Source organism: Buchnera aphidicola (Cinara pseudotaxifoliae) (assembly GCF_900128595.1).
GTDB classification, from domain to species: Bacteria; Pseudomonadota; Gammaproteobacteria; order Enterobacterales; family Enterobacteriaceae; genus Buchnera_F; species Buchnera_F aphidicola_J.
On the sequence record NZ_LT635893.1, the window covers coordinates 284658 to 309037 of the forward strand.

Annotated in this window: 23 protein-coding genes, 1 tRNA gene and 1 pseudogene; 11 read left to right on the top strand and 14 right to left on the bottom strand. The window is 24.3% G+C overall.

Annotated elements, in window-relative coordinates; genetic code table 11:
- Window positions 1-38: 38 nt before the first annotated feature.
- Complete coding sequence (locus tag BUCIPSTX3056_RS01185) at window positions 39-419, top strand: RidA family protein (protein WP_075474760.1); 381 nt, start codon at window positions 39-41, stop codon at window positions 417-419.
- 77 nt (window positions 420-496) lie between these two features.
- Here BUCIPSTX3056_RS01185 and BUCIPSTX3056_RS01190 read toward each other — a convergent pair whose 3' ends face one another.
- The 12 genes and pseudogenes from BUCIPSTX3056_RS01190 to greA all read right to left on the bottom strand — a co-directional run bounded on the left by BUCIPSTX3056_RS01190 (window position 497) and on the right by greA (window position 15591).
- Entirely contained in the window at window positions 497-2242 is a 1746-nt protein-coding gene (locus tag BUCIPSTX3056_RS01190) for a DEAD/DEAH box helicase (protein WP_075474762.1), read from the bottom strand.
- Between the two features lie 267 nt (window positions 2243-2509).
- Complete coding sequence (gene pnp / locus BUCIPSTX3056_RS01195; RefSeq protein ID WP_075474764.1) at window positions 2510-4612, bottom strand: polyribonucleotide nucleotidyltransferase; 2103 nt, start codon at window positions 4610-4612, stop codon at window positions 2510-2512.
- 203 nt (window positions 4613-4815) lie between these two features.
- A complete protein-coding gene (rpsO, locus tag BUCIPSTX3056_RS01200; RefSeq protein ID WP_075474766.1) occupies window positions 4816-5085 on the bottom strand; it encodes a 30S ribosomal protein S15 in 270 nt (89 codons plus the stop codon).
- Window positions 5086-5156: 71 nt separating this feature from the next.
- Window positions 5157-6092: a tRNA pseudouridine(55) synthase TruB gene (gene truB, locus BUCIPSTX3056_RS01205; RefSeq protein ID WP_075474768.1), complete on the bottom strand. Its 936-nt coding sequence runs from the start codon at window positions 6090-6092 to the stop codon at window positions 5157-5159.
- Window positions 6093-6133: 41 nt separating this feature from the next.
- A complete protein-coding gene (gene rbfA / locus BUCIPSTX3056_RS01210) occupies window positions 6134-6493 on the bottom strand; it encodes a 30S ribosome-binding factor RbfA (RefSeq protein WP_075474770.1) in 360 nt (119 codons plus the stop codon).
- 77 nt (window positions 6494-6570) lie between these two features.
- Window positions 6571-8781 carry a translation initiation factor IF-2 gene (gene infB / locus BUCIPSTX3056_RS01215; protein ID WP_075474772.1) on the bottom strand — a complete coding sequence of 737 codons (2211 nt, stop codon included), beginning with the start codon at window positions 8779-8781 and terminating at the stop codon, window positions 6571-6573.
- Window positions 8782-9113: 332 nt separating this feature from the next.
- Window positions 9114-10601 carry a transcription termination factor NusA gene (gene nusA / locus BUCIPSTX3056_RS01220; RefSeq protein WP_075474774.1) on the bottom strand — a complete coding sequence of 496 codons (1488 nt, stop codon included), beginning with the start codon at window positions 10599-10601 and terminating at the stop codon, window positions 9114-9116.
- Between the two features lie 286 nt (window positions 10602-10887).
- Window positions 10888-10977, bottom strand: a tRNA-Leu gene (locus BUCIPSTX3056_RS01225).
- A 151-nt stretch (window positions 10978-11128) separates the two neighbouring features.
- Window positions 11129-11377 (bottom strand): preprotein translocase subunit SecG, encoded by a 249-nt coding sequence (secG, locus tag BUCIPSTX3056_RS01230; RefSeq protein ID WP_075474776.1) that lies wholly within the window; start codon window positions 11375-11377, stop codon window positions 11129-11131.
- Window positions 11378-12322: 945 nt separating this feature from the next.
- A pseudogene (gene ftsH, locus BUCIPSTX3056_RS01235) lies at window positions 12323-14046 on the bottom strand (ATP-dependent zinc metalloprotease FtsH); the annotation flags it as partial.
- 147 nt (window positions 14047-14193) lie between these two features.
- Window positions 14194-14823, bottom strand: a complete 630-nt coding sequence (locus BUCIPSTX3056_RS01240) for an RlmE family RNA methyltransferase (RefSeq protein ID WP_075474781.1) — start codon at window positions 14821-14823, stop codon at window positions 14194-14196.
- Between the two features lie 288 nt (window positions 14824-15111).
- Window positions 15112-15591, bottom strand: coding sequence for a transcription elongation factor GreA (gene greA, locus BUCIPSTX3056_RS01245; protein ID WP_154021617.1), 480 nt, complete (start codon window positions 15589-15591; stop codon window positions 15112-15114).
- 468 nt (window positions 15592-16059) lie between these two features.
- Between greA and BUCIPSTX3056_RS01250 the strand changes: the two genes are divergently transcribed.
- From BUCIPSTX3056_RS01250 to cgtA, 4 genes are all read left to right on the top strand, one after another.
- On the top strand, window positions 16060-16311 hold the full coding sequence (locus BUCIPSTX3056_RS01250) for a BolA/IbaG family iron-sulfur metabolism protein (protein WP_075474785.1): 252 nt from the start codon (window positions 16060-16062) through the stop codon (window positions 16309-16311).
- A gap of 636 nt (window positions 16312-16947) precedes the next feature.
- Window positions 16948-17274 carry a 50S ribosomal protein L21 gene (gene rplU / locus BUCIPSTX3056_RS01255; RefSeq protein WP_075474787.1) on the top strand — a complete coding sequence of 109 codons (327 nt, stop codon included), beginning with the start codon at window positions 16948-16950 and terminating at the stop codon, window positions 17272-17274.
- Window positions 17275-17283: 9 nt separating this feature from the next.
- Window positions 17284-17541, top strand: a complete 258-nt coding sequence (gene rpmA, locus BUCIPSTX3056_RS01260; protein ID WP_075474789.1) for a 50S ribosomal protein L27 — start codon at window positions 17284-17286, stop codon at window positions 17539-17541.
- Between the two features lie 76 nt (window positions 17542-17617).
- Complete coding sequence (gene cgtA / locus BUCIPSTX3056_RS01265; RefSeq protein WP_075474791.1) at window positions 17618-18628, top strand: Obg family GTPase CgtA; 1011 nt, start codon at window positions 17618-17620, stop codon at window positions 18626-18628.
- 151 nt (window positions 18629-18779) lie between these two features.
- Here cgtA and rpsI read toward each other — a convergent pair whose 3' ends face one another.
- On the bottom strand, window positions 18780-19172 hold the full coding sequence (gene rpsI, locus BUCIPSTX3056_RS01270) for a 30S ribosomal protein S9 (RefSeq protein WP_075474794.1): 393 nt from the start codon (window positions 19170-19172) through the stop codon (window positions 18780-18782).
- A 27-nt stretch (window positions 19173-19199) separates the two neighbouring features.
- Window positions 19200-19628: a 50S ribosomal protein L13 gene (gene rplM / locus BUCIPSTX3056_RS01275; RefSeq protein ID WP_075474796.1), complete on the bottom strand. Its 429-nt coding sequence runs from the start codon at window positions 19626-19628 to the stop codon at window positions 19200-19202.
- Window positions 19629-19782: 154 nt separating this feature from the next.
- On the opposite strand from rplM, the gene BUCIPSTX3056_RS01280 reads away from it, so the two are divergent.
- From BUCIPSTX3056_RS01280 to rplS, 6 genes are all read left to right on the top strand, one after another.
- Window positions 19783-20925: a prephenate dehydratase domain-containing protein gene (locus tag BUCIPSTX3056_RS01280; RefSeq protein ID WP_075474798.1), complete on the top strand. Its 1143-nt coding sequence runs from the start codon at window positions 19783-19785 to the stop codon at window positions 20923-20925.
- Window positions 20926-21025: 100 nt separating this feature from the next.
- Entirely contained in the window at window positions 21026-22372 is a 1347-nt protein-coding gene (locus BUCIPSTX3056_RS01285; RefSeq protein WP_075474800.1) for a signal recognition particle protein, read from the top strand.
- A gap of 76 nt (window positions 22373-22448) precedes the next feature.
- Window positions 22449-22706, top strand: coding sequence for a 30S ribosomal protein S16 (gene rpsP / locus BUCIPSTX3056_RS01290; RefSeq protein ID WP_075474802.1), 258 nt, complete (start codon window positions 22449-22451; stop codon window positions 22704-22706).
- Window positions 22707-22720: 14 nt separating this feature from the next.
- Complete coding sequence (gene rimM / locus BUCIPSTX3056_RS01295) at window positions 22721-23224, top strand: ribosome maturation factor RimM (RefSeq protein ID WP_075474804.1); 504 nt, start codon at window positions 22721-22723, stop codon at window positions 23222-23224.
- Window positions 23225-23250: 26 nt separating this feature from the next.
- Entirely contained in the window at window positions 23251-23934 is a 684-nt protein-coding gene (trmD, locus tag BUCIPSTX3056_RS01300; protein ID WP_075474806.1) for a tRNA (guanosine(37)-N1)-methyltransferase TrmD, read from the top strand.
- 70 nt (window positions 23935-24004) lie between these two features.
- Complete coding sequence (gene rplS / locus BUCIPSTX3056_RS01305) at window positions 24005-24352, top strand: 50S ribosomal protein L19 (protein ID WP_075474808.1); 348 nt, start codon at window positions 24005-24007, stop codon at window positions 24350-24352.
- The last annotated feature ends 28 nt before the right edge of the window (window positions 24353-24380 follow it).

A 24380-nucleotide genomic window follows, 5' to 3' on the forward strand; every position in this document is an offset into this window, starting at 1 on the left:
TAATATAAATAAACAAATAAAATGAAACGGAAACATATATGCTAAAGACAAAAAATATTTTAAATACTGTATTTGGACCATATTCTTCTATAAGACAAGCGAACAATTTACTTTTTATTTCAGGTCAAATTCCAATAAATAAAAATACAAAAATTATACCTAAATGCATATCAGAACAAACTACCTTAGCATTAAAAAAAATAAATTTATTATTACTTGAAAATCAATTAAGTGTAAAAAATATCATTAAAATTACTATTTTTACAACTAAAATGGATAAATTAAAAGAAATTAATTTATCCTATCAAAATTTTTTCAATAAATATACTAACCGATATCCAGCACGATCATGTGTAGGAGTCTCCGAACTACCCGAAAAAGTATGTATAGAAATTGAAGCAATAGCATCTATCTTTTAGAATAAATAAATATGCCACTACGTGGCATAAAATTAATATACTAATTAGTTTTACATTCACTTATATCGTATAAAAAGCTAGAAAGTACGCTTTGTATTACTTTTTCGATGTCTAAAAGTTAAAGATTTTTTATTTTCCCGTAACGATGAATACGTTATAGGTTTAATATTAATAGGTTTATTTAAAATACGTGTACGTAATAAACAAGCAAGTAATCGTCTAGAATGATTTTTAGGCAATTCAATAGTAGAATAGGTTGTAAATAATCTAATAGCTCCTATTAATCGACTACTAATATCTCCTTCATTTGCAACAGCTCCAACAATATGACGTACCTCTATACCATCATTTTTACCTACTTCAATACGATACAATGTCATATTTTCAAGCTTCTTTCGTTCGTGTACAAAACGAGAATTTGGATTTATCTTTTTATTATTGAACTTACGTACATTATGTATACCTGTTGAATAATTATGATTAAAAGATAAAGGTGAATAACGTTTATCAGGAGGAATAATCAAAGGTCGTTCACCTTGAACTAATTTTAGCAATGCTGCTGATAAATTTTCAAAATTCCAACCATCTTTTAAATTTAATTTTGATACAAGTAATTTATATAATTTTAAATCTGAACTATTTAATTGCTGTTGTATTTTCTCTGAAATAATTTGTAATCTACGTTGTACAACAAGCTCAGATTTTGGTAATTCTGTTTCTTTAATAGAATGTTTAATAGTTCTTTCAATATTGTTTAATAATCTTCGTTCACGATATTCTACGAATAATAAAGCTCTTCCTGCTCTTCCTGCACGACCAGTACGACCAATACGATGAACATATGATTCGGAATCCATAGGTATATCATAGTTAATAACAAAACTAATACGATCCACATCTAAACCACGTGCAGCAACATCCGTAGCAATTAATATATCTAATTTACCCGTTTTTAATCTGTCTAACGTTTGTTCTCGTAACGATTGATTCATATCGCCATTTAATGCAGCGCTATTATATCCATGTTTTTCTAGTGCTTCTGATACTTCCAAAGTAGCATTTTTAGTTCGAACAAAAATGATAGTAGCAGAAAAATCTTCAACTTCTAAAAATCTAATTAAAGCATCAGTTTTTTTTCCACGTACAATCCAATAACTTTGTTGTATATCTGGACGTGTGATACCAGTAGACTGTATTTTAATTTCTTTTGGATTATCCATAAACCGTTTAGATATTCTACGAATTATATTAGGCATAGTAGCAGAAAATAAAGCTGTTTGATGTTTTTTTGGAATTTTTGACATAATATTTTCTACATCTTCTATAAAACCCATTCGTAACATTTCATCAGCTTCATCTAAAACTAAACTTTTTAAATGTACTAAATTTAATGTTCCGCGCTTTAAATGATCCAATAAACGACCGGGTGTACCTACAATAATTTGCGGTCCTTGTCTAAGAATTTGTAATTGAATATCATATCTTTGACCACCATACAAAGCTAATACTTTAACACCAAAAAGATATTTAGAAAAATCAGAAAAAGCTTTTGCCACCTGTATAGCAAGTTCTCTTGTAGGTACTAAGACTAATATTTGAGGATATTTTAAAGAAAAATTAATGTTATTGAGTAATGGTAGTGCAAAAGCAGCTGTTTTACCGCTACCTGTTTGAGCCATTCCAAGTACATCGTTTCCCATTAGGAGGTAAGGAATACAGGCAGATTGAATAGGTGAAGGTTTTACATATCCTAATTGTTCTAAAGATTTTAATAAATAAGAATTTAGCCCAAAAATAGAAAAAGAATGATGAATTTGAGTCATGCAGAGTATAAGCCTCTTTATGTTACAATCACGACCAGTATACTACATCACTCATGATGAAAATTATTATATATTTTCATTAAAAATGTATGAACCGGTTAAATTGAACGTATATAAATTTTTAAAAAAAATAAACATATTCAATAAAATTAAAATATAAAAATACTGAATATTTATAAATAAACTAATAAGATTCATTATACAATAAATATTAGTAATAAGATAGTCTGTCTATCTGATAAAATATGTAATACATATTACATAAATTTATATTTTATTTGATATATCAGTATTTTTCATACTTAAACGAATTCTTCCTTGTCGATCTATTTCTAAAACTCTTACTGAAACAATTTGATCTATTTTTAAATAATCAGATACTTTATCTATTCTTTTATGTGAAATCTGTGAAATATGTATTAATCCTTCTTTTCCAAAACCAACAGAAACAAATGCTCCAAAATCTAAAATACGTGTTACCTTACCTGAATAAACTTTTCCAATTATAATATCTTCCGTAATTTCTTTAATTCTACGAATAGCATGCTTAGCTTTTTCACCTACAGTAGCTGATATTTTTACTATTCCGTCATCTTTAATTTCAATAACAGTACCGGTTTCTTCAGTAAGCATTCTAATAGTGGATCCTCCTTTCCCGATAACATTTTTAATTTTTTCTGGATTAATTTTCATCGTATATATTCTGGGTGCAAATTTTGAAATATCACTTCTAGGTATTTCTAAAGTAGCTTCCATAATATCTAATATTTTTAACCTAGCAAATTTTGCTTGATATAAAGCATCTTTAATAATATCACTTGTAATACCAGAAATTTTTATATCCATCTGCAATGCAGTAATTCCGATTCTACTTCCAGCTACTTTAAAATCCATATCACCTAAGTAATCTTCATCTCCCAAAATATCTGATAAAATAACATAAGTATTTTTTTCTTTTATTAAACCCATAGCAATTCCTGCTATAGCTGATTTAATGGGAACTCCTGCATCCATTAAAGCTAAAGATGCACCACATACAGAAGCCATAGAAGATGATCCATTAGATTCTGTAATCTCAGAAACCAAACGGATTGTGTATGGAAATTCTTCAATATTTGGCATAACTGCTACAAAACTACGCTTAGCTAATTTTCCGTGACCTATTTCTCTTCTTTTCGGCGACCCTACTATTCCTATTTCTCCTACAGAGTAAGGAGGAAAATTGTAATGAAATATAAAATTATCAGTCCTATCTCCTAAAAGATCGTCTAAGTTTTGCGCGTCTCTAGACGTTCCTAGGGTTGCTGAAACCAACGCTTGTGTTTCTCCTCTGGTGAATAAAGCAGATCCATGAACGCGGGGAAGAACGCCTGTTCTGACATCAATTGGTCTAATTATATCATTCATACGACTATCAATTCTTACATTGTCTTTTAAAATACGCTGACGAACTATATTACGTTCTAGAGCATAAATATTTTCTTCAATTTTTAAATTCGTTAAAGAATTGTCTTCGCTCAATAAATCTATAATTATTTTTTGCTTAATATCATTTAATTTACTTAACCGATCTTGTTTTATAAAAACACGATATGCTGATTCAATATCTTTACTAAATTTTTTAGCTATTAAATTATACAAAGTTCTGTCAGATGCATTTTCAGTAAAATTAACGTTAGGAAATTTATTAGCTTTTTTAGAAAACGTAAAAATGTTATCGATTAACAATTTTTGTTTTTCATGACCAAATAAAATAGCTTGCAAAATATTTTCTTCAGACAATATATTAGCTTCTGCTTCAACCATTAAAATAGTTTTTTTTGTTCCCGAAACTATCAAATCTAAACAACTATTTTTAATAATTTCCACTGATGGATTTAAAATATATTCATTATCGATTAACCCAACACGAGCTGCTCCTATAGGACCTGAGAACGGTAGGCCGGATATACATAAAGCAGCAGATACTCCAATAATAGAAATTATATCTGGATTAATTTGAGGGTTTACTGAAATAACTGTTACAATAATTTGCACTTCATTTAAAAATTCTTTAGGAAACAAAGGACGAATAGGTCTGTCAATTAATCTAGAAATTAAAATTTCATTTTCACTCGGTCTTCCTTCTCGACGAAAAAATCCACCAGGAATTCTACCAGCAGCATATGTACGTTCTTGATAATTTACAATCAATGGAAAAAATTTTTGTCCAGATAAAACTGGAGTTGTACTACTTACTACAGTAATCAGAGCGGTAGTATCATCCATACTAGCTAAAACCGAAGCAGTAGCTTGTCGAGCTATCATTCCAGTTTCCAAACTAACAGAATGTTTACCGTATTTAAATGTATGTACAATTGGTTTTAACAAAATCTACATCCTTAAATAAAGATAAATTAATTTAAAAGACATTAAAAAATATAAAAATTATATTTTATGATAAAAAAACAAAATTACAGTTTTAACAACATTTATATACGTAAAGAAAAGAGCTGAAACAGCTCTTTTCTTTACGTAAATTATACTCTATTTTTAATAAATTTTAATATTATAAATAATTGTTTTATAATACGTTAATAACGTAAACCAAGATCTTTAATCAAAAAAAGATAACTGGAGTGTTTTTTTAATTTTATATAATCTAATAATTTTCTACGCAGAGAAACCATTTTTAATAAACCTCTACGACCACAATGATCTTCTTTGTGTTTAGTAAAATGTTTTTGCAAATAATTTATCTTTCTTGTTAATAAAGCAATTTGTACTGATGAATGACCACTATTATTATACAAATTACCATATTTTAAAATTAAATTTTTTATTTCTAATGTATTTTTTACCATATATAAACTCCACAAAAAAATTTATCCTAAACAACAATTAAATAAATTTTTTAATTACTCATAATAAATATCTAACTTATTAAAACACATTTTGGGATCAATATCCCTAATTTAGTTATTATACCAATCCCCAAAAATATACTATTTATTCCTGTAATTACTCGTACCAAGCCTGTCTTATACATCTTCAATAAAGGTATGCTTGTATTTTTTTGAAAATTTTTTATATCTTCATGAAACAATTTTATTACAGGATATTTTAAAAACATAGAACTTACGGGTAATAAAAATGTACGCAACATACCAGACAAATAAAAACGATATATTTGATTTATATTTTTATTTTCTACAAAATATAAATTAGATAATTCTACTAATTGAGATGAATGATAAGGCCCTACTTTTATTCGGCGCAAAAAAACAACATGTGCACCACATTTTAATCGTCTACCAATATCTTGAACTAAACTACGCACATATGTTCCCTTAGAACAAGATACCGTAAACTCCAAAAAGTTATTTATATATTTAATAAAATTTAATTTATAAATTATTACCTCTCTCTTTTTAAGAGGAAGTACTATGCCTAATCGGGCATATTTATACAACGGAACTCCATAGTATTTAATAGCTGAAAACATAGGTGGAATTTGTTCTATTGTTCCAACAAAACTTTTTAAAATAGAGCTAATATGAAGATCAGTTGTATGTACTGATCGATTCTGCAAGATGGATCCAGACAAATCTCCGGTAGTAGTCATTACTCCTAATTGTGCTATTACATGATATTTTTTTATCGAATTTGTCAAATATTTAGAAAATTTTGTTGCTGGACCAAATAAAATCGGTAAAATTCCAGTAGCTAAAGGATCCAAAGAACCTGTATATCCTACTTTTTTAGCACAAAAAATTTTTTTAACATGCTGTAGCGTACAGTTAGATGAAATACCTTTTGGTTTATCTAGCAATAATATTCCAGAATTATTTTTATTACTTTGATAATCCATATTTTTAACCTACATACATATCAAGTTAATATTTTTATAAATTAACGTATCTTACTATTTTTAATAAGCTGAGAAATCAGTGTTCCGTTAGAAAAAGAAACATCGTGAATAAAACATAAATTAGGAACAATGCGTAAATATATGTTTCTATTTATAAGCGAACGAATAAAACCTGTAGCTTTTTGCAATATACATAAAATTAACTGTATTCTATGTTTATCCTGATCATGTAAACACGTAAAAAATATTTTAGCATGACTTAAATCAGCAGATAATTTTACTTCTAGTATTGTTATTAAAGAATTTAATCGAGGATCTCTTATTTTTTTTTGAATAATTATAGCAATTTCTTTATGTAAACTACGTTCTAATCTCATAGATCGACTAAAGTCTTTTAACATATTATTTCCTATAAAAAATAAATATATTTATATAAAATTATAAATATAATATATAATTTGATATAAAAAGATATTAATTATTTTTTAACCACTTGAAAAACTTCAATAATATCACCTATACGAACATCATTATAATTTTTAACTCCTATACCACATTCAATTCCATGTCGCACCTCTAAAACATCTTCTTTAAATCGACGTAAAGATTCCAATTCCCCTTCATATATAACAATATTATTACGTAATACTCGTATAGGATTAGTTTTTTTGATGATTCCTTCTTTTACCATGCATCCAGCTATTAATCCAAATTTAGGTGCTTTAAATATACTTCTAACTTCTGCTAATCCAATTACTATTTGTTTGTTAGCAGGTACTGATAATCCTGACATAACTGCTTTAATATCATTAATTAAATCATATATTATTGAATAATATTTAACATTTAAGTTTTCTAATTCTATAATCTTTTTTGCTGAAATATCAGCTCGAACATTAAATCCTACTAAAATAGATGTTGTTGTTAAGCTTAAATATGCATCAGTTTCCGTAATTGCTCCTATTCCAGATGCAATAATATTAACTTTAACAATATTATTATTAGATATTGCTTTTAAAGAATCTAATATCGCTTCTAAAGAACCGTGAGTATCTGTTTTTAAGACAATATTTAAATCTAAATTTTTTTTTGTACTAATTCGATTAAATAAATTATCTACGTCAATTTTTTTTTGATGTAAAAACTTAATTTCTCTAGATTTTAATTTACGCCACAATGACAATTCTCTAGCTTTTTTTTCATTACGAACCACAAAAAGTGTATCTCCCGTTTTTGGTACTCCTGATAAACCAAAAATTTCTACTGGAATAGATGGTCCAGCAGACAATATAGTTCTATGAAATTCATTTTTAAGTAATTTAATTTTTCCATATTCTAAACCACAAATAACTATATCGTGTACTTTTAAAACACCTGTATGCACTAATAGTGTAGCTACTGGTCCACGTTTAGAATCTAGATAAGATTCAATGACTACTCCTTTAGCCATTCCAGAATGTACAGCTTTTAATTCTAACATTTCTGCTTGTAATAAAATCGCAGATAACAAATTATCGATACCTAGTCCAGTTTTAGCCGATACTAAAACAAATATATTATCCCCTCCTAATTCTTCGGAAATAATTGAATATTTCATTAATTCTTTTTTAATTTTATCTATATTAGATAGCGTTTTATCAATTTTATTAATAGCAACTATTATTGGTACTTGCGCAATCTTTGCGTGTTGAATAGCTTCAATTGTTTGAGGCATAACTCCATCATCTGCAGCAACTACTAGAACGACTATATCTGTAACTCTAGTACCTCTTACTCGCATAGCAGTAAAAGCAGAATGACCAGGGGTATCTAAAAATGTAATAATACCTTGAGGTGTTTTAACATGATACGCTCCAATATACTGCGTAATTCCACCTTCCTCTCCCAAAGCAATTTTAGTAGATCGAATATAATCTAGCAAAGAAGTTTTTCCATGATCTACATGCCCAATTATAGTTACTATAGGCGGACGAGTCTTTTTTTGAGTATCTCCTAGATCACGATCTCCCATTACAAAATTTTCTAAAGCATTTTCTTGGTACATGCGTACTTTATAACCCATTTCTTCTGCAATTAATTGAGCTGTATCTTGATCTAAAATTTCATTTATAGTTGATGAAATTCCTATTTTCAGCAACATTTTTATTAAAAAAGAATGTTTTACTGCCATTTTATTAGACAATTCTAATATAGAAATAGAATTTCTAATGACTATTTTTTTATTAACAACACCTAATGGTTTATTAAATTTTTGTTGTAAAATAGAGTTCTTAATTGGATATAGTTTACTTTTTTTTGAATAATTTAAAAAACGTCTTTCAGATCCTTTTAATACAGAAATATTATTTTTTTTATTATTTTTTCGAGTATTAGCAATTGGAATAAATCTTTTTTTATCAATAAAATTATTTTTTTTATGTACGTTAATTGTAAGAATAGAATCAATTTTTTTTCTTTTCAGTACATTCTTTTTATTAAAAAGATTATGGTCTGATATTTTTTTACTTGTAAATTTTTTAAATAAATTATTATTATTACTTTTTTTTCGTGATTTAGAAGAAAGATTCGACTTAACAGATTTTGAGTTTATTTTCTGTATAAGTTTTTTTTTTGAATTTATTGATAATTTTTTTTGATCTTTCTTTAATAATTTATTATCATGATTATCTCTTAATTTTTTTAATTTCACCGGTACAATTATCTCTTTATTTAAAAGTAAATTTAACTCATAATTAATATTATAAAAATTTTATTAAAACTAATATTTTAATAAACATCCATATAAAACTATACATATAAAATTATTTAATACACAAGAATTATTTTTAACAATAAAATTTTTTTAAAATTATTTTTTATAAAAAAAAATATTAGTATTTTCATATAAAATTGTTTAACTATAACAATAATTGTTGTATTTAATTACTAAAAAACATTAAATAAATGTTTTATAAAAAATAATGTTTTTTTTTAAAAATTCATAATTATATTTGCAATAATTTATATTATTTAAAATCCATATTATTTATGTTCATTAAACCAACAAATATTACGAGCTTCCATAATTAATTTTCCAGCTTGAGTAGAAGTTAATACTGCAATATCATTCAAATCATCAATACTCTGTTCAGCCAAATGTTCTAAAGTATATATTTTTTTTTCTATTAATTTTTTAATTACGCGCTTGTCAACATTTTTTAAACGTAGTAATTGTGAATTTAAAAAATCTTTTTTAAGTTTATTTGCAGATTCTTCTTGATTTTTTTTCAAGATAAATATTGCTGTTTTTTTTAGTCTTAGAATAACTTCACTCTTTATTCCTGTAATAGACAATAATACATGTGTAGAAGCATTAGCAATATCTTGTATTGAGGAAAATCCTGAACGTAATAATAGTAAAACATCATTCTTATTTAAATTTAATTGATTTTTAAAAATACGAAAAAAATCTTGTTGCTCTAATTCATTCTGTTCACGCAAATCACTAGAAGTCATTATATTTAACTCCCATCCCGTTAACTGTGAAGCTAACCGAACATTTTGTCCGTTTCTTCCTATGGCTTGTGCCAAATTACATGCTTTAACAGATACATTAATAGTATGAGTATAATCATCTAAAATAATCGATGAAACATCGGCAGGTGACATAGAATTAATAACAAATTTTTCTGGATTTTTATCCCATAAAATTATATCGATCCTTTCTCCGCATAATTCATTAGATATTGCTTGTACTCTAGCTCCTCTTATACCAACACAAGCACCTACTGGATCAATCCTATTGTCACAAGTAGCGACAGCTATCTTGGATCTTGAACCCGGATCACGAGCAATAGCTTTAATTTTTATTAATTTATCTCCAATTTCTGGAACTTCGATTTTAAATAACTCAACTAACATATCTGATTTAGATCGACTAATAAGTAAATACGTTCCCTTTAATCTATGTGAAATATCATACAATACACCACGAACTCTGTCGTTAATTCTAAAATTTTCTCTAGGTAGCATATCTTCGCGCATAACAATGCCTTCAATATTATTACCAACATCTAAAATAATATAATCTCTATTAATTTTTTTAACTACTCCTACAATGATTCGACCTTTTTTTTTATAAAACTCACTCACCAGAATTTCGCGTTCTGCTTCTCTAACTTTTTGTATGATAACTTGTTTAGCTATTTGAGTGGCGATACGATCAAAAGTTATAGAATTAATACAATCTTCAATATAATCATGTAACTGCACAGTTTGATTTCCAAGACGTGCTGCATCTAATGTAATTTCTTTAGTTGGATTAGATACTATATTTACCACTAACCATCTTCGATATGTATTATAACTACCATCGTTACGATTTATATACACTCTAATATTAATATCTTGACCATATTTTTTTTTAGTAGCAATTGCTAAAGCACTTTCTAAAGCTTCAAAAATTTTTTCTCTTGGAATAGATTTTTCGTGTGAAACAGCATCTACTACAGATAATATTTCTTTATTCATATCCTTTCCTTTATTCTTAAATTAAAGCGGATGTATTCAACCAAATAAAAATTCAAAGAAAAAGAACTTTTGTCCACTTAAATAGATAGTAGCATTTATTATGAAAATTCAATATACACTAAATATAATAAGTTTTATAATCAATAGTACTAATAAACATTTTATCATACAAAAATTGTAATAAAAAAACCCGTTTTTTCGGGGTTAAAATATTAAATAACTGTTATAATATATATATACTTATATTATAAAATTAAGAAAGAAAGAAAAAAGAAACACCAATTAATACCGAAGGTGGGAATTGAACCCACACACTTATTTAAAATTAAGTACTATCCCCTCAAGATAGCGTGTCTACCAATTTCACCACTTCGGTTAAAATATTTGATACTAGCAATACACATAAACTATATAATTAACTAACAGTAATAATTTAAAAAAAAAATTATTTTTAATATATAAATAATTACTGTTCAAAAATACTAAAATAATGTAAATTAATATAATGTGAAGAATTTATACAAAAATTATATTTTTAAATGATTAATCGTCCATATACTATATCTACACAATAATAAATTAATTATAAAAAATAGTGTCAATAAAATTAAAACTATGTATGTCATGACATAACTTTTTGAATTCTCAGTAAATAATTGAGAGGAATAATCACTTGTATTAGTAGATAAATTATTTCCAGAACCAAATTGAAACATAATAATTGAAATTAAAAAAAAAGAAACAAAAATAAATACAGTCAATAAAAAAATATGCATAGAAAATACCATGTATATGTTATTTAATAATTTTATTATTATATTTTTATTATAAAAGAATTAATTAACTTTGTCATGTATACATTTAAAAAACAAATAAATATAGTTCTTTTATTTATATATATTATACAATTATATATATAAATAAAAGAACTATATGAAATATTTTTATACATATTATCATTAAATGTAGTATGTTTTTATAAGTTAAATATGTATCTTACATAGTAATTCTTACTTTATTACTAAAATTAAAAAATATATGCTTTGTATCAACTCTTAAAACATTTTATTTAAAAATAAACCCGACAAACAAAATACCTACAGTAAATACAATGTATAAAAAAATATACATACAAATTTTAAAAACAAAATATATATATAAAATATTTTATAGACATATTTCTAAATATATTAAAAATATAATTAAAAATTATTTTTTATATAAAAAATAATTATATTGTTATTTATAAAAATATTTAAGATATAAATGAAGTTTTTATTAAAATATTTTAATTAAAAAATCTATTTTAGATAATAAATACTATAACACTTATACAAGTAATTATTAACTATTTGTAAAAATACAGTATATTAAAATACTATAAAAACACATGTTTTAATATGTATATATTTATAAAAAAAGCACCCTTGTAAAAAAAAATAATTCACTTTAATAAAATATTAATATTGATTATTTATCATTAAAGTTTTTATAATATAAAATACTACTAAACACATTTTAAAATATTTAATAAATAGTATTTATTAAATAAATATATAAAATATAGTATACATATGTATTTTTTATATAAATCATCAATGATATCTATTCAAAAAAATAGATATCATTGTATTATTATGACAATAATTACCAATACTTAAAAAATATATATATACAATAATAATTTCTATATAAATATCTAAATCAGATAAAACAAAAGTTTAACGTAAGTTCCAATCATCAGGTTCACGAACTAATTTTCTAGACATCAAATCATCAATTTGTAAAGAATTAATGGTTTCATATTTCATTAAAGCATCTTTCATAGCATGTAAAATATCTATATTTTCATGCAAAATTTTTTTTGCACGTTGATAATTATCTTTAATTAAAAATTTTATTTCTTTATCAATAATTTGAATTGTTTTATCAGAAAAACATTTTAATTTAGATGCAGAATTATTTAAAGAAGATTCCTGATCTTCTTCTGTATATAAAACAGGTCCTAATTTGTCTGAAAAACCCCATTTAGTAACCATTTTTCGCGCTAAATCAGTAGCTACTTCAATATCATTAGATGCTCCAGTAGAAATTTTATTAGATCCATAAATAATTTCTTCTGCTGCTCTTCCTCCGTATAAAGTAGATATCTTGCTTTCTAATACTTGACGGGTTACACTAAACACATCGCCTTTTGGCAAAAATATAGTTAATCCTAAAGATCTTCCTCGTGGAATAATAGTAACTTTATGTACAGGATCGTGACCGGGAACCAATCTACCTACAATAGCATGTCCAGATTCATGATATGCAGTAGATTCTTTATGACTTTCAGTCATAACCGTTGATCTTCTTTCAGAACCCATTATTATTTTATCTTTGGATTTTTCAAGATCTATCATAGAAATCATAGTCTTATTACAACGCGCTGCTAATAAGGCTGATTCATTTACTAAATTAGCTAAATCAGCTCCAGAAAAACCAGGAGTACCTCTAGCAATTACCATTGGAATAACATCATTCGCAACAGCTACTTTACGCATATGAATTTTTAAAATTTCTTCTCGACCAATCACATCAGGTAAAGGAACTGCAATTTGGCGATCAAACCTACCCGGTCTTAATAAGGCTGGGTCTAGGACGTCTTGTCTATTGGTAGCAGCAATTATAATGACTCCTATGTTACTTTTAAAACCATCCATTTCTACTAATATTTGATTTAATGTTTGATCACGTTCATCATTGCCTCCGCTAACACCCATTCCTCTTTTTCTTCCCACAGCATCAATTTCGTCTATAAAAATTATACAAGGAGAATGTTTTCTAGCATTTTTAAACATATCTCTTACTCGAGCAGCTCCTACACCAACAAACATTTCTACAAAATCAGAGCCTGAAATCGTAAAAAAAGGAACATTTGCTTCTCCGGCAACTGCTTTAGCTAACAATGTTTTTCCAGTACCTGGAGGGCCAAAAAGAAGTGTTCCTTTAGGAATTTTACCTCCTAATTTTTTAAATTTTTGAGGTTCTCTTAAGTATTCTACTAACTCCGAAATATCTTCTTTTGCTTCATTACAACCTGCTACATCTAAAAAAGTAATTTTAATAGTATTTTTAGATAACATCTTAGCTTTACTTTTACTAAAAAATAAAGAACTCATTTTACCGCTAATTTGTAAACATATTACCAAGAAAAATAATAATGTTATTAATAAAAAAAAAGGAAGCCAGGATAAAAAAATAGATACTAAAAAACTTTGTTTAACTGGAACTACATCACTAATAATAATTTCTGTTTTAAATAACGTATCTAATGGCTTGATATTATAAACCAGCATGTTTATGATATTTTGAGTCATATCTTTTCTCGTAACTACAATTTTTATTCATTAATTTGTATATTAAAGATTTTATTTGTACTTATTTCAATTAAAAAAATTAAATAACTAAATTATGTTCTGCCTATAATATATACATATAAATTTTAAAATAACGACATTCATACCACCAAAAAAAATCAAGAAAACTAAATTGTAATTTTATTAATTAAACTATAAATTGTTTCATCTTAATATTAAAAAAAAATTAAAAATTATTTTTTAAATCCACGAGCTACAATAAATACTTCTCGAGAATTAAAACGAGAAGAACGTGGTTTATAAATTTTTACTAATTTAAAAATATCAAAAATTTTTTGTATATGCATGTTAAAACCACAACCCTGAAATAACTTCATTATTAAACATCCATTTTTTAATAATGCATGCATAGAAATTTTTAAAGCAACATCATTTAATTTAAATATATTAGCATTATCTACAATAGAAAAACCACTAGTATTAGGAGACATATCAGACATAACAACATTCCAAGAATTTTTTTTTAAACTAAAAAAAATTTTTTTTTGAACATAAATATCAGTAACATCTTCACAAAAAAAAGTAACTTGTTTTAACGGACGCATTGGTAAAATATCATATGCAAAAATAATTCCTGAATTTCCAATTTTTTGAAGAGCATATTCTGACCAACCACCTGGATTAGATCCTAAATCTATAACTTTCATGCCAATATTAAAAATTTTTTCTGATTCGTTAATTTCCTTTAATTTAAACCATGATCTAGATCTTAAATTTTTTTTATTTCTTTCTCGTACATACGGATCCGCAAAATGTTTTCTCAACCAATTATTAGATTTATTTAATTTTTTTTTTGCAATCATAGTATTGATAATACCAAATAATATTAAATATATAAAAAAATTACATATAATAATTTAATTTAAAGTTTTAAAACAATCTATAAATATATTTTATACATAAATTTTATTAAAAACATCAAAATATATATTATTTATGAAAATCCTTTTACAACGCATATATATATCATATAAAACTATATTTATATGAAAAAATCATTTAAATTATTTAAATACTTTTTATTTTAAAAACAAAATATTCTACAAAATTAATAGCAATTTGTGCCTTTGAAATTGACAATCAATGATATTTTATATATATTCAATTTTTTTAATTAGATATTCTACTGAACCTGTAGGAGTATTTACCGTCACTATATCATTTTTCTTTCTTCCAATTAATGCTCGAGACATAGGTGAGTAAACAGAAATTGAACATTCTTTACAATTTGCTTCATCATCACCAACAATAGTATATATAAAAATATTATTAGTACATATTTGCAAAACCGTTACTGTAGATCCAAAAATAACGATACCCCGAAAAGGTATCTTTGTAACATCAATAATTTCTGCGCATAATAACTTATTTTCAATTTCACCAATTTTGTTTTCACAAAAACTTTGTTCTTCGCGAGCTGCATGATACTCTGCATTTTCTTTCAAATCACCTAATTGACGAGCATTAGCAATTGCTTCTACAATCGATGGTCGCGTAATATATTTTAACTTATTTAATTCAGATTTAAGTCTATTAAAACCTCGTAATGTCATTGGAACTTTTTTAAACAAGCCCATCACTCCTTTACATTAACATAAAAAATAAAATGTAATTTATATACATAATTTGTGTATTATGATGTCATTGTAAAAATAAACCATATAAAAATATTATAAATCATATCTAGTATATGATACTATGTAAATATTATATTATATATAACATAATTATATATGTTTTTTTTTTTTAAAAAAAACTATTTAATAAAAATTTTTCATAAAAAATATAAAGAAAAGTGACTGCAGGTAAATAATTTATTATTAAGTAATAAAATAAACAAGAATTTGAAATATATTATTAAAATAATTTTTTTAAAAACAAAATTACCAATAAAAATATTTTTTATAAAAATTATATAAACACAATTTATTTTATAAATATGATTAAATTTGTAATATAATTACATGCATACACAAAGATAGTAAAATCTAATAAAAATTAATTTTTATATCAACCAATATTTAATTATAGAGTAAAAAATGCAGTTAGATAAAATCCAAAATACCATTAAAAATCAATTAAATCTAAAAAAAGTATTAATATCAAACCATAACAATCATTTTTTAATTACTGCTATAGGAAATTCTTTTATAGGAATGAATTCATTAAAACGGCAAAAATCTATATACAAAATATTAATGCCATACTTTTTAACTAAAGAAATTCATGCAGTACAAATTCAAGCGTATACTGTATCTGAGTGGGATCAAAAAAAATTTAATGAAAAATAAATCACGCTTATAAATAAAATTTATAAAAAAATCAATTAAAAATGCAAAATGTGTACAGATTACAAATAATCATTCATAATAAAATTAAATATTAACATAAAATATCTTATAAAATTTTATATTATTATTTATTTAACATATAAAAAATATTTTTAATAAAATATTTTTTTTGTTCAAAAAAATTTTTATAAAAAATTATATTTATATTTTTAATACTTAAACTATACATTTTATAATTTTATTTTAAAAATAATCAATATTTTGTTATATGATGATATCAATCATATGTTTATATACATGTATATATTATATATATCTTTAAAAAAACAAATTTAAAATTTTACAAATGAATTTTTATATTAAAAAATATTAAATATAAAAATTTTACTAAAATAATTTCTGCATACAAAATAAGTTTATTTTCTTTTATACGTATACAATTAATTCTGATAATAAAAATTTTTATAAAAGTAAATATAATTTTTGTATAATTATAGTATCATTTAATTTTTAAAAAATACATTTTAATTTTTGATTTTTATAAAAAATTAAATATCAAAAATATTAAAAATTTAGATATATATCTTCACAAAAAAAATTTTATTATTAACCTATAATATTTTTAGAGAAAAAATTATGTATGTTATATTTTTAGACCGTGATACACAATATAAAGCAAAATGTGGTGACATAATTAGATTAGATAAAATTAATATAAATATTGGAAAAACAATAGTGTTTAAAAAAATAATATTATTATCCGATAATAAAAAAATATCTATTGGACAACCTATACTACATAACATTTATGTAGAGGGATTAATACATAAACACGGAAGAAATAAAAAAATAAAAATTATAAAATTTAATCGTCGTAAACATTATAAAAAAAATCAAGGACATAGACAGCATTACACAGATATTAAGATAAACAACATAAAATATAAAAATCCTACACTATAAGGTATAAACATGGCTCATAAAAAAGCAGGTGGTTCTTCTCGGAACGGCAGAGATTCTCATTCAAAAAGACTAGGTATTAAAAAATTTGGAGGTGAACGTGTATATCCAGGAAACATTCTTCTTAAACAAAGAGGAACTAAATTCCATCCAGGATATAATGTAAAATGCGGCAAAGATCACACATTATTTTCTATAATAAACGGACTAGTTAAGTTTGAAAAAAAAGGTTTTCCGAAAAAAACATACGTAAATGTAATAAAAGAATAACACGAAATATTTACTTAAATAAAATCAACAAAAGCGTTTTATATTAACACAATATTCTGTCAAAGAGAGATATAATATGAAATTTGTTGATTCAGTTATAATTCATGTATCTGCTGGAAATGGAGGGCATGGATGTACGAGCTTTAGAAGAGAAAAATTCATTCCTAAAGGAGGACCTGACGGAGGTGATGGAGGTGACGGAGGAAACGTTTGGATAATATCTGATTTAAATATGAATTCATTAACTGATTATCGCATTAAAAAAACATTTTGTGCAGAGAATGGAAAAAATGGATTTAGCACAAAAAGTTCTGGAAAAAAAGGAAAGGACACACTCATTCGCGTCCCTTTAGGGACAAGAGTTATAGATTTTGAAACTAAGGAGACAATAGTAGACATACAGAATAAAAATCAAAAAATTCTTATTGCTAAAGGTGGTTGGCACGGTTTAGGGAATACTCGTTTCAAATCATCTACTAACCAAGCTCCTAGAAAACATACAAAAGGTTCGTCAGGAGAATATAAAATTATTATACTGGAGTTGTTATTAATTGCGGATATTGGAACATTAGGTTTTCCAAATTCTGGAAAATCTACTCTAACCAGCACAATATCTAATGCTAAAACAAAAATAGATAATTATCCGTTTACAACCTTACATCCAATATTAGGAACAGTAGAAATAAAAAAAAAAAAATTTATCATTGCCGATATACCAGGTATTATACAAGGAGCATCTTCAGGAATAGGTTTAGGAATAAAATTCTTAAAACACTTATCTCGTTGTAAATTACTATTACATATTATCGATATCACTACCATTAAAAAAAATAACTTTAACAAGATTAGATACGTTATCTTACAAGAACTTAAAAATTTTAATAAATCACTATTTCAAATACCTCGATGGTTAATCTTTAATAAAATTGATATTTTAACAGAAAAAAAAATAAGTAAGATTAAAAGTCTTATAAACAAAAAAATACATCATCGTCAAAAATGTTATTTTATTTCAGCTAAAAATAATATTGGAATTAAACATCTCTCTAAAAATATTATTCGGTATTTATATAAACACAATATATAAATTTTATTTTATATTTTTAAAAAAATCTATTTCTATAAAAAAGACTGTGAAATCGGAAGTAAACAAAAAAACATATTTTATATACATTTCAATTTTAATTATAAAGAAACCCGGATTAAATATACCGGGATTTCTTTACTAGAAAAAATCACTATCTTTTAGAAAACTGAGTTTTTTTTCTAGATTTACGAAAACCATATTTTTTACGTTCCACTTGCCTTGAATCACGTGTTACAAAACCTTCTTTACGTAACACTCCTCGTAATGTATTATCGTATTGTATTAAAGCACGAGTAATACCTTGACGAATCGCTCCCGCTTGACCAGATATTCCGCCGCCTTTAACAGTAATATAAAAATCAAATATATTTAACATATTTACTAAATTTAGAGGTTGTTCAACAATCATACAAGCTGTTTTTCTACCAAAATATTCTTTCAAAGAACATTTATTAATAAAAATTTTTCCTTTTCCTTTACGTAAAAAAACGCGCGCAGAAGAAGACTTACGACGACCTGTACCATAATTTATATACTCAGACATAATATAATATCCTAATATTTATGTATATTAAATACTTAAAAAAACTGGTTTTTGTGCACTTAAATTATGTTTATGCAAAGGAAATACTTTTAATTTTTTAAACATTGATCTACCAAGAGAACCTTTTGGAAGCATTCCTTTAACAGCTCTTTCAAGTATTCTTTCAGGATGATGTAAAAGCATATATTGAAAAGTATATTTCCTTATTCCACCTACATATCCTGTGTGATGATAATAAAATTTATTAATTGATTTTTTTCCCGTAACAATTATTTTCGATGCATTTATAACTATGATATAATCACCTGTATCTATATGGGGGGTGTACTCGGGTTTATGTTTACCTCGTAAAAGTGTAGATATTTTAGTTGCAAAACGACCTAAAATTTTATTCGTTCCATCAACATAATACCAAGATTTTATAATTTTATCTGATTTAGCTGAAAAACTTTTCATAATAAATTTACCTTAATGTATGATCGGAAAATTAAAAAATCTATTTATTTAATATATAAAAATCAATATAAATATTATGTATATATGAAATTAATATTTATAAAATTTTATTTATAACTAAATCTTTTAAACCAATTAAATTAGAGTTAATACCATGAATAAAAAAAAAACATTGTCCTTGTTAAGAACAAGTATTAATAATATTGATTATAAAATAATTAAATTATTATCATCTCGAGAATCTTTATCTATAAATATTTTACAGAATAAAATATATAATAAGCTTGATATTCGAGACAAAAATCGTGAAATAGAATTATTTCATAATTTACATCAATTAAGTCAAAAAAACAAAGTAAATCCGGAATTCGTACAAAAAATATTTAAAATAATTGTTAATAACTCAATTCTCATTCAAAAAAAATACAAAAAAAAAATAAAAAAAAATCCTAAAAAACTTTTTTGTGCTTATTTGGGTCCAATTGGTTCATATTCATCAGAAGTTTTTAATAATTTCTCTAAAAATAACAAAAATTTTTTTCTTCCATATGCACATACTGATTTTAATTCCATTATCGAATCTTTAAATAATCATCGTTGTCACGCAGCACTATTACCTTTTGAAAATAGAATATCAGGAATCATTCCAGAAGTATACGAGATACTCAAAAAACAAAATGAAATATATATAATAAAAGAAATTTATGCAACAATTCAACATCATTTATTTACAATAAAAAATTGTTTTTTTTATAATATTAAAAAAGTATATAGTCATATACAACCATTTAAACAATGTAGTATATTTTTAGGAAAATTTCCAGAATGGAAAAAAAAGTACTTTAACAGCACTTCTGAAGGTATGAAAAAACTTTCTCAAGAAAACAAAAAAACCGTTGCTGTTATTGGAAGTTCTGCAGGTGGTTCTTATTACAACTTACAAAAAATAGCTATTAATATTTCTAATATAAACAATAATGTGACTAGATTTATATTAATTTCTAAAAAAAAACAAAAAATAAAAAAAACAATTCCAGTTAAAACTACCATTCTTATGACATTATATAATACTCAAGAAAATATTATTAAAATAAGAAAAACATTCAAAAAAAAAAAAATCAAGATAACCAAAACAGTTTTAGAACAAAAAACAGCTGACAAATTAACAACGACATATCTCCTAGAAATAACAGAAAACATATATTCTGATATCGTACAAGAAACTTTATACACTATAAAAAAATATACAAAAAATATAAAAATTTTAGGTTGTTACCCTATTGGAAAAAAAATATAACTAAACTAATTTGATTAATTTTAATATTTAATTTTTATAACTAAAAATTTTTATTTTATTGCATCAAGATATTACTAATACAAGGATATTTATTATAATTATGTTTAATAATCTAACAAAAAAAATAACTAATATTTTTGAAAATATTTCGCATCAAAGTCACTTAAAAGAAAAAAAAATTAAAGAAACCTTACGAAAAATAAAAACAGCTTTATTAGATGCAGATGTATCATTAAAAACTGTAAACTTATTTCTAAATAAAATAAAATCAAAAATATCAGAAGCATACATAAATAAAAATTTTAGCCCTAGTCAAAATTTAATAAAAATAGTTTTATGTGAATTAACTGAGATCATGGGAAGGAAAAGTTATTTTTTTAATTTTTTATCAAATCAATTAACTATTTGTACTATTATTGGACAACCAGGATCCGGTAAAACAACTAGTACTGCTAAATTAGCTCATTTGTTATCAAAAAAATATAAAAAAAAAATACTAGTAGTATCTATTGATATATATAGACCCGCGGCTATTTTACAATTAAAAAGATTGATACAAAAAACTAAAGCTAATTTTTTTCAATCAAACCGTAATCAAAAAATCATAAAAATAATTAAATCAGCAATTGTTATAGCAAAAAAAAAAAAATACGACGTTTTATTAATAGATACAGCTGGACAAATACATACTAATCATTCCAAAATAAAAGAAATAGAAGAAATACAAAATTATATCAAACCACATGAGACATTGTTTGTTATAGATTCTATGACTGGACAAGATTCTGTTAATGCAATTAAAAAATTTAGTAAAATATTTACATTATCAGGAATAATATTAACGAAATTAGATAGTGATACACGAGGCGGAGTAGCATTATCAGTTCGGTCTTTAACAAACATTCCAATTAAATACATTGGTATTGGAGAAAAAATTTATGATTTACAAATTTTTCATCCCGAAAGAATTGCTAAAAGAATTTTAGGTATGGGAGATGTATTATCTTTAATAGATGATATTCAAAATAAAATCAAAACTAAAGAACTAAACTTAATAAAAAAAACTACTAACAAAGGAGATACTTTTAATCTAAATGACTTCTTAATACAAATAAAACAAATTAAAAAAATAGGAAGCATTGAATCATTAATACATAAATTACCTATTAATATTATTAATAATAACTCTATGTTAAATAATATTGATGAAAAATCTTTTATACAAATTGAAGCTATGATTCAATCTATGACGGAACAAGAAAAAAAAACACCTTCCATTATAAAATATTCTAGAAAAAAAAGAATTTCTAAAGGATCTGGGATTACAATACAAGAAATTAATATTTATTTAAAAAAGTTCGAAAACATGAAAAACATCATGAAAAAAATCAAAAACAATAAAAATAACAAAATATTTGAAAAAATTAAAAATTATCTGATAAAATAATATAAATTATATTTGTTATACTATAAAAATAAATTAAATATCTAAAATAGATTTTTTTAATATAAGAGAAAATTGTATGATAAAGATTAGACTAGCAAGACACGGAGCCAAAAAAAAACCATTTTATCAAATTGTAGTATCTAATATAAGATCTTCTCGAAATGGAAAATTTATTGAGCGTATCGGATATTTTAATCCCTTTTCTAAAAAAAATGAAAAAAAAATAAATTTATCTATTGATAGAGTTGACTTTTGGATAAAAAAAGGAGCTCAAAAATCATTACGGTTTAAAAAATTATTAATAGAATATGTAAAAAATATATCTAATAAATAGAATTATTATAAATTATGATTATTATTGGAAAAATAGGAAATCCATATGGAATTTTAGGATGGATACATATCCATTCATTTACAGAAAAAAAAGAAAATATTTTTCGTTATTTGCCATGGAAATTAGAAAAATCAAATATATATGTATATGAAAAAGATATTATTAGATATAAAAAACATAAAAATAACTTTTTAGTAAAATTAGATCATTTGCATGATAGAACACAAGCTTATTTGATGGCTAAACAAAATATACTAATAAAATCTATACAGTTACCTAAACTACAAAAAAATGAATATTATTGGAATAATATTTTATTATGTAAAATCTTTAATGAAAAAAAAGAACTAATAGGTTCAGTAAAACAAATATTAGATAATAAGATTTATAATATCTTAAACATATTTAATTCTAAGAAAAATAAAAACATATATGTTCCGTTTATACAGCCTAAAATTATCAAAAAAATAGATATAAAAAAAAAAATAATTATTGTTAATTGGAGTCTGTGTAAATAGATGTAGATTTATTTAAGAAGATAAAAATGATGCAATTCAGTATTGTTACAATTTTTCCAAAAATGTTTAATAATATATTTAAATATGGAGTTATTAATCGCGCTATTACAAATAAAATAATTAACATTAACATTTTTAATCTAAGAAACTTTAGTACAAACAAAAGAAAGAAAGTAGACGATAAAATCTACGGTGGGGGTTCTGGAATGTTATTCATGTTTTTACCATTGTTTAATGCGGTTACAAAAATAAAAAAAATGTACAAAAAAAACAGTGTTGTAATTTACTTGTCTCCACAAGGAAAATTATTGAATTATAAAAATATTCAATATTTTCTTAAAGTAGAACATTTAATATTTATTTGTGGTCGTTACCGTGGTATTGATGAACGATTTATACGTACTCAAGTCGATGAAGAGTGGTCTATAGGCAATTATATCCTGACTGGGGGAGAATTACCAGCTATGATATTTATTGATTCTATTACACGATTACTGCCGGGAGTATTAAATAATAAAAATTCTTTATTAAATGAAACTTTTTCTAAAAATCTATTAGATTGTCCGCATTATACGCGGCCAAAAAAAATAAATAATATTGTTGTACCTAAAATTCTATTATCAGGAAATCACAAAAAAATAAAAAAATGGAGATTACAGCAGTCATTAAAAAATACTTTAATAAAAAAACCAAATTTTTTAGAAAAGTAAATACATTAAAATGTTAATATAATCAAAAAAATTACATTAGTACGCATTAATTATATGAGATATGTAAAATATGAACAATTATATTCATGCTTTAGAAAATAAATATAAAAAAAAAAATATTCCATCTTTTAATTCAGGTGATTCAGTTATTGTTAAACTATGGATATTAGAGGGTAACAAAAAACGCCTGCAATCTTTTGGAGGAATTGTAATTGCAAAAAGAAACAGAAATCTCAATTCTTCATTTACGGTTCGAAAAATATCTAACGGTGAAGGCGTAGAAAGAAAATTTTTAGTGCATTCACCCAATGTATATGAAATAAGTGTTATAAAAAAAGGATTAGTAAAAAAATCAAAATTATATTACTTACGATATCGAACTGGAAAATCTGCACGAATCAAAGAACGTTTAAACTAAAAAAAACAATTCTAAATGCATACACATA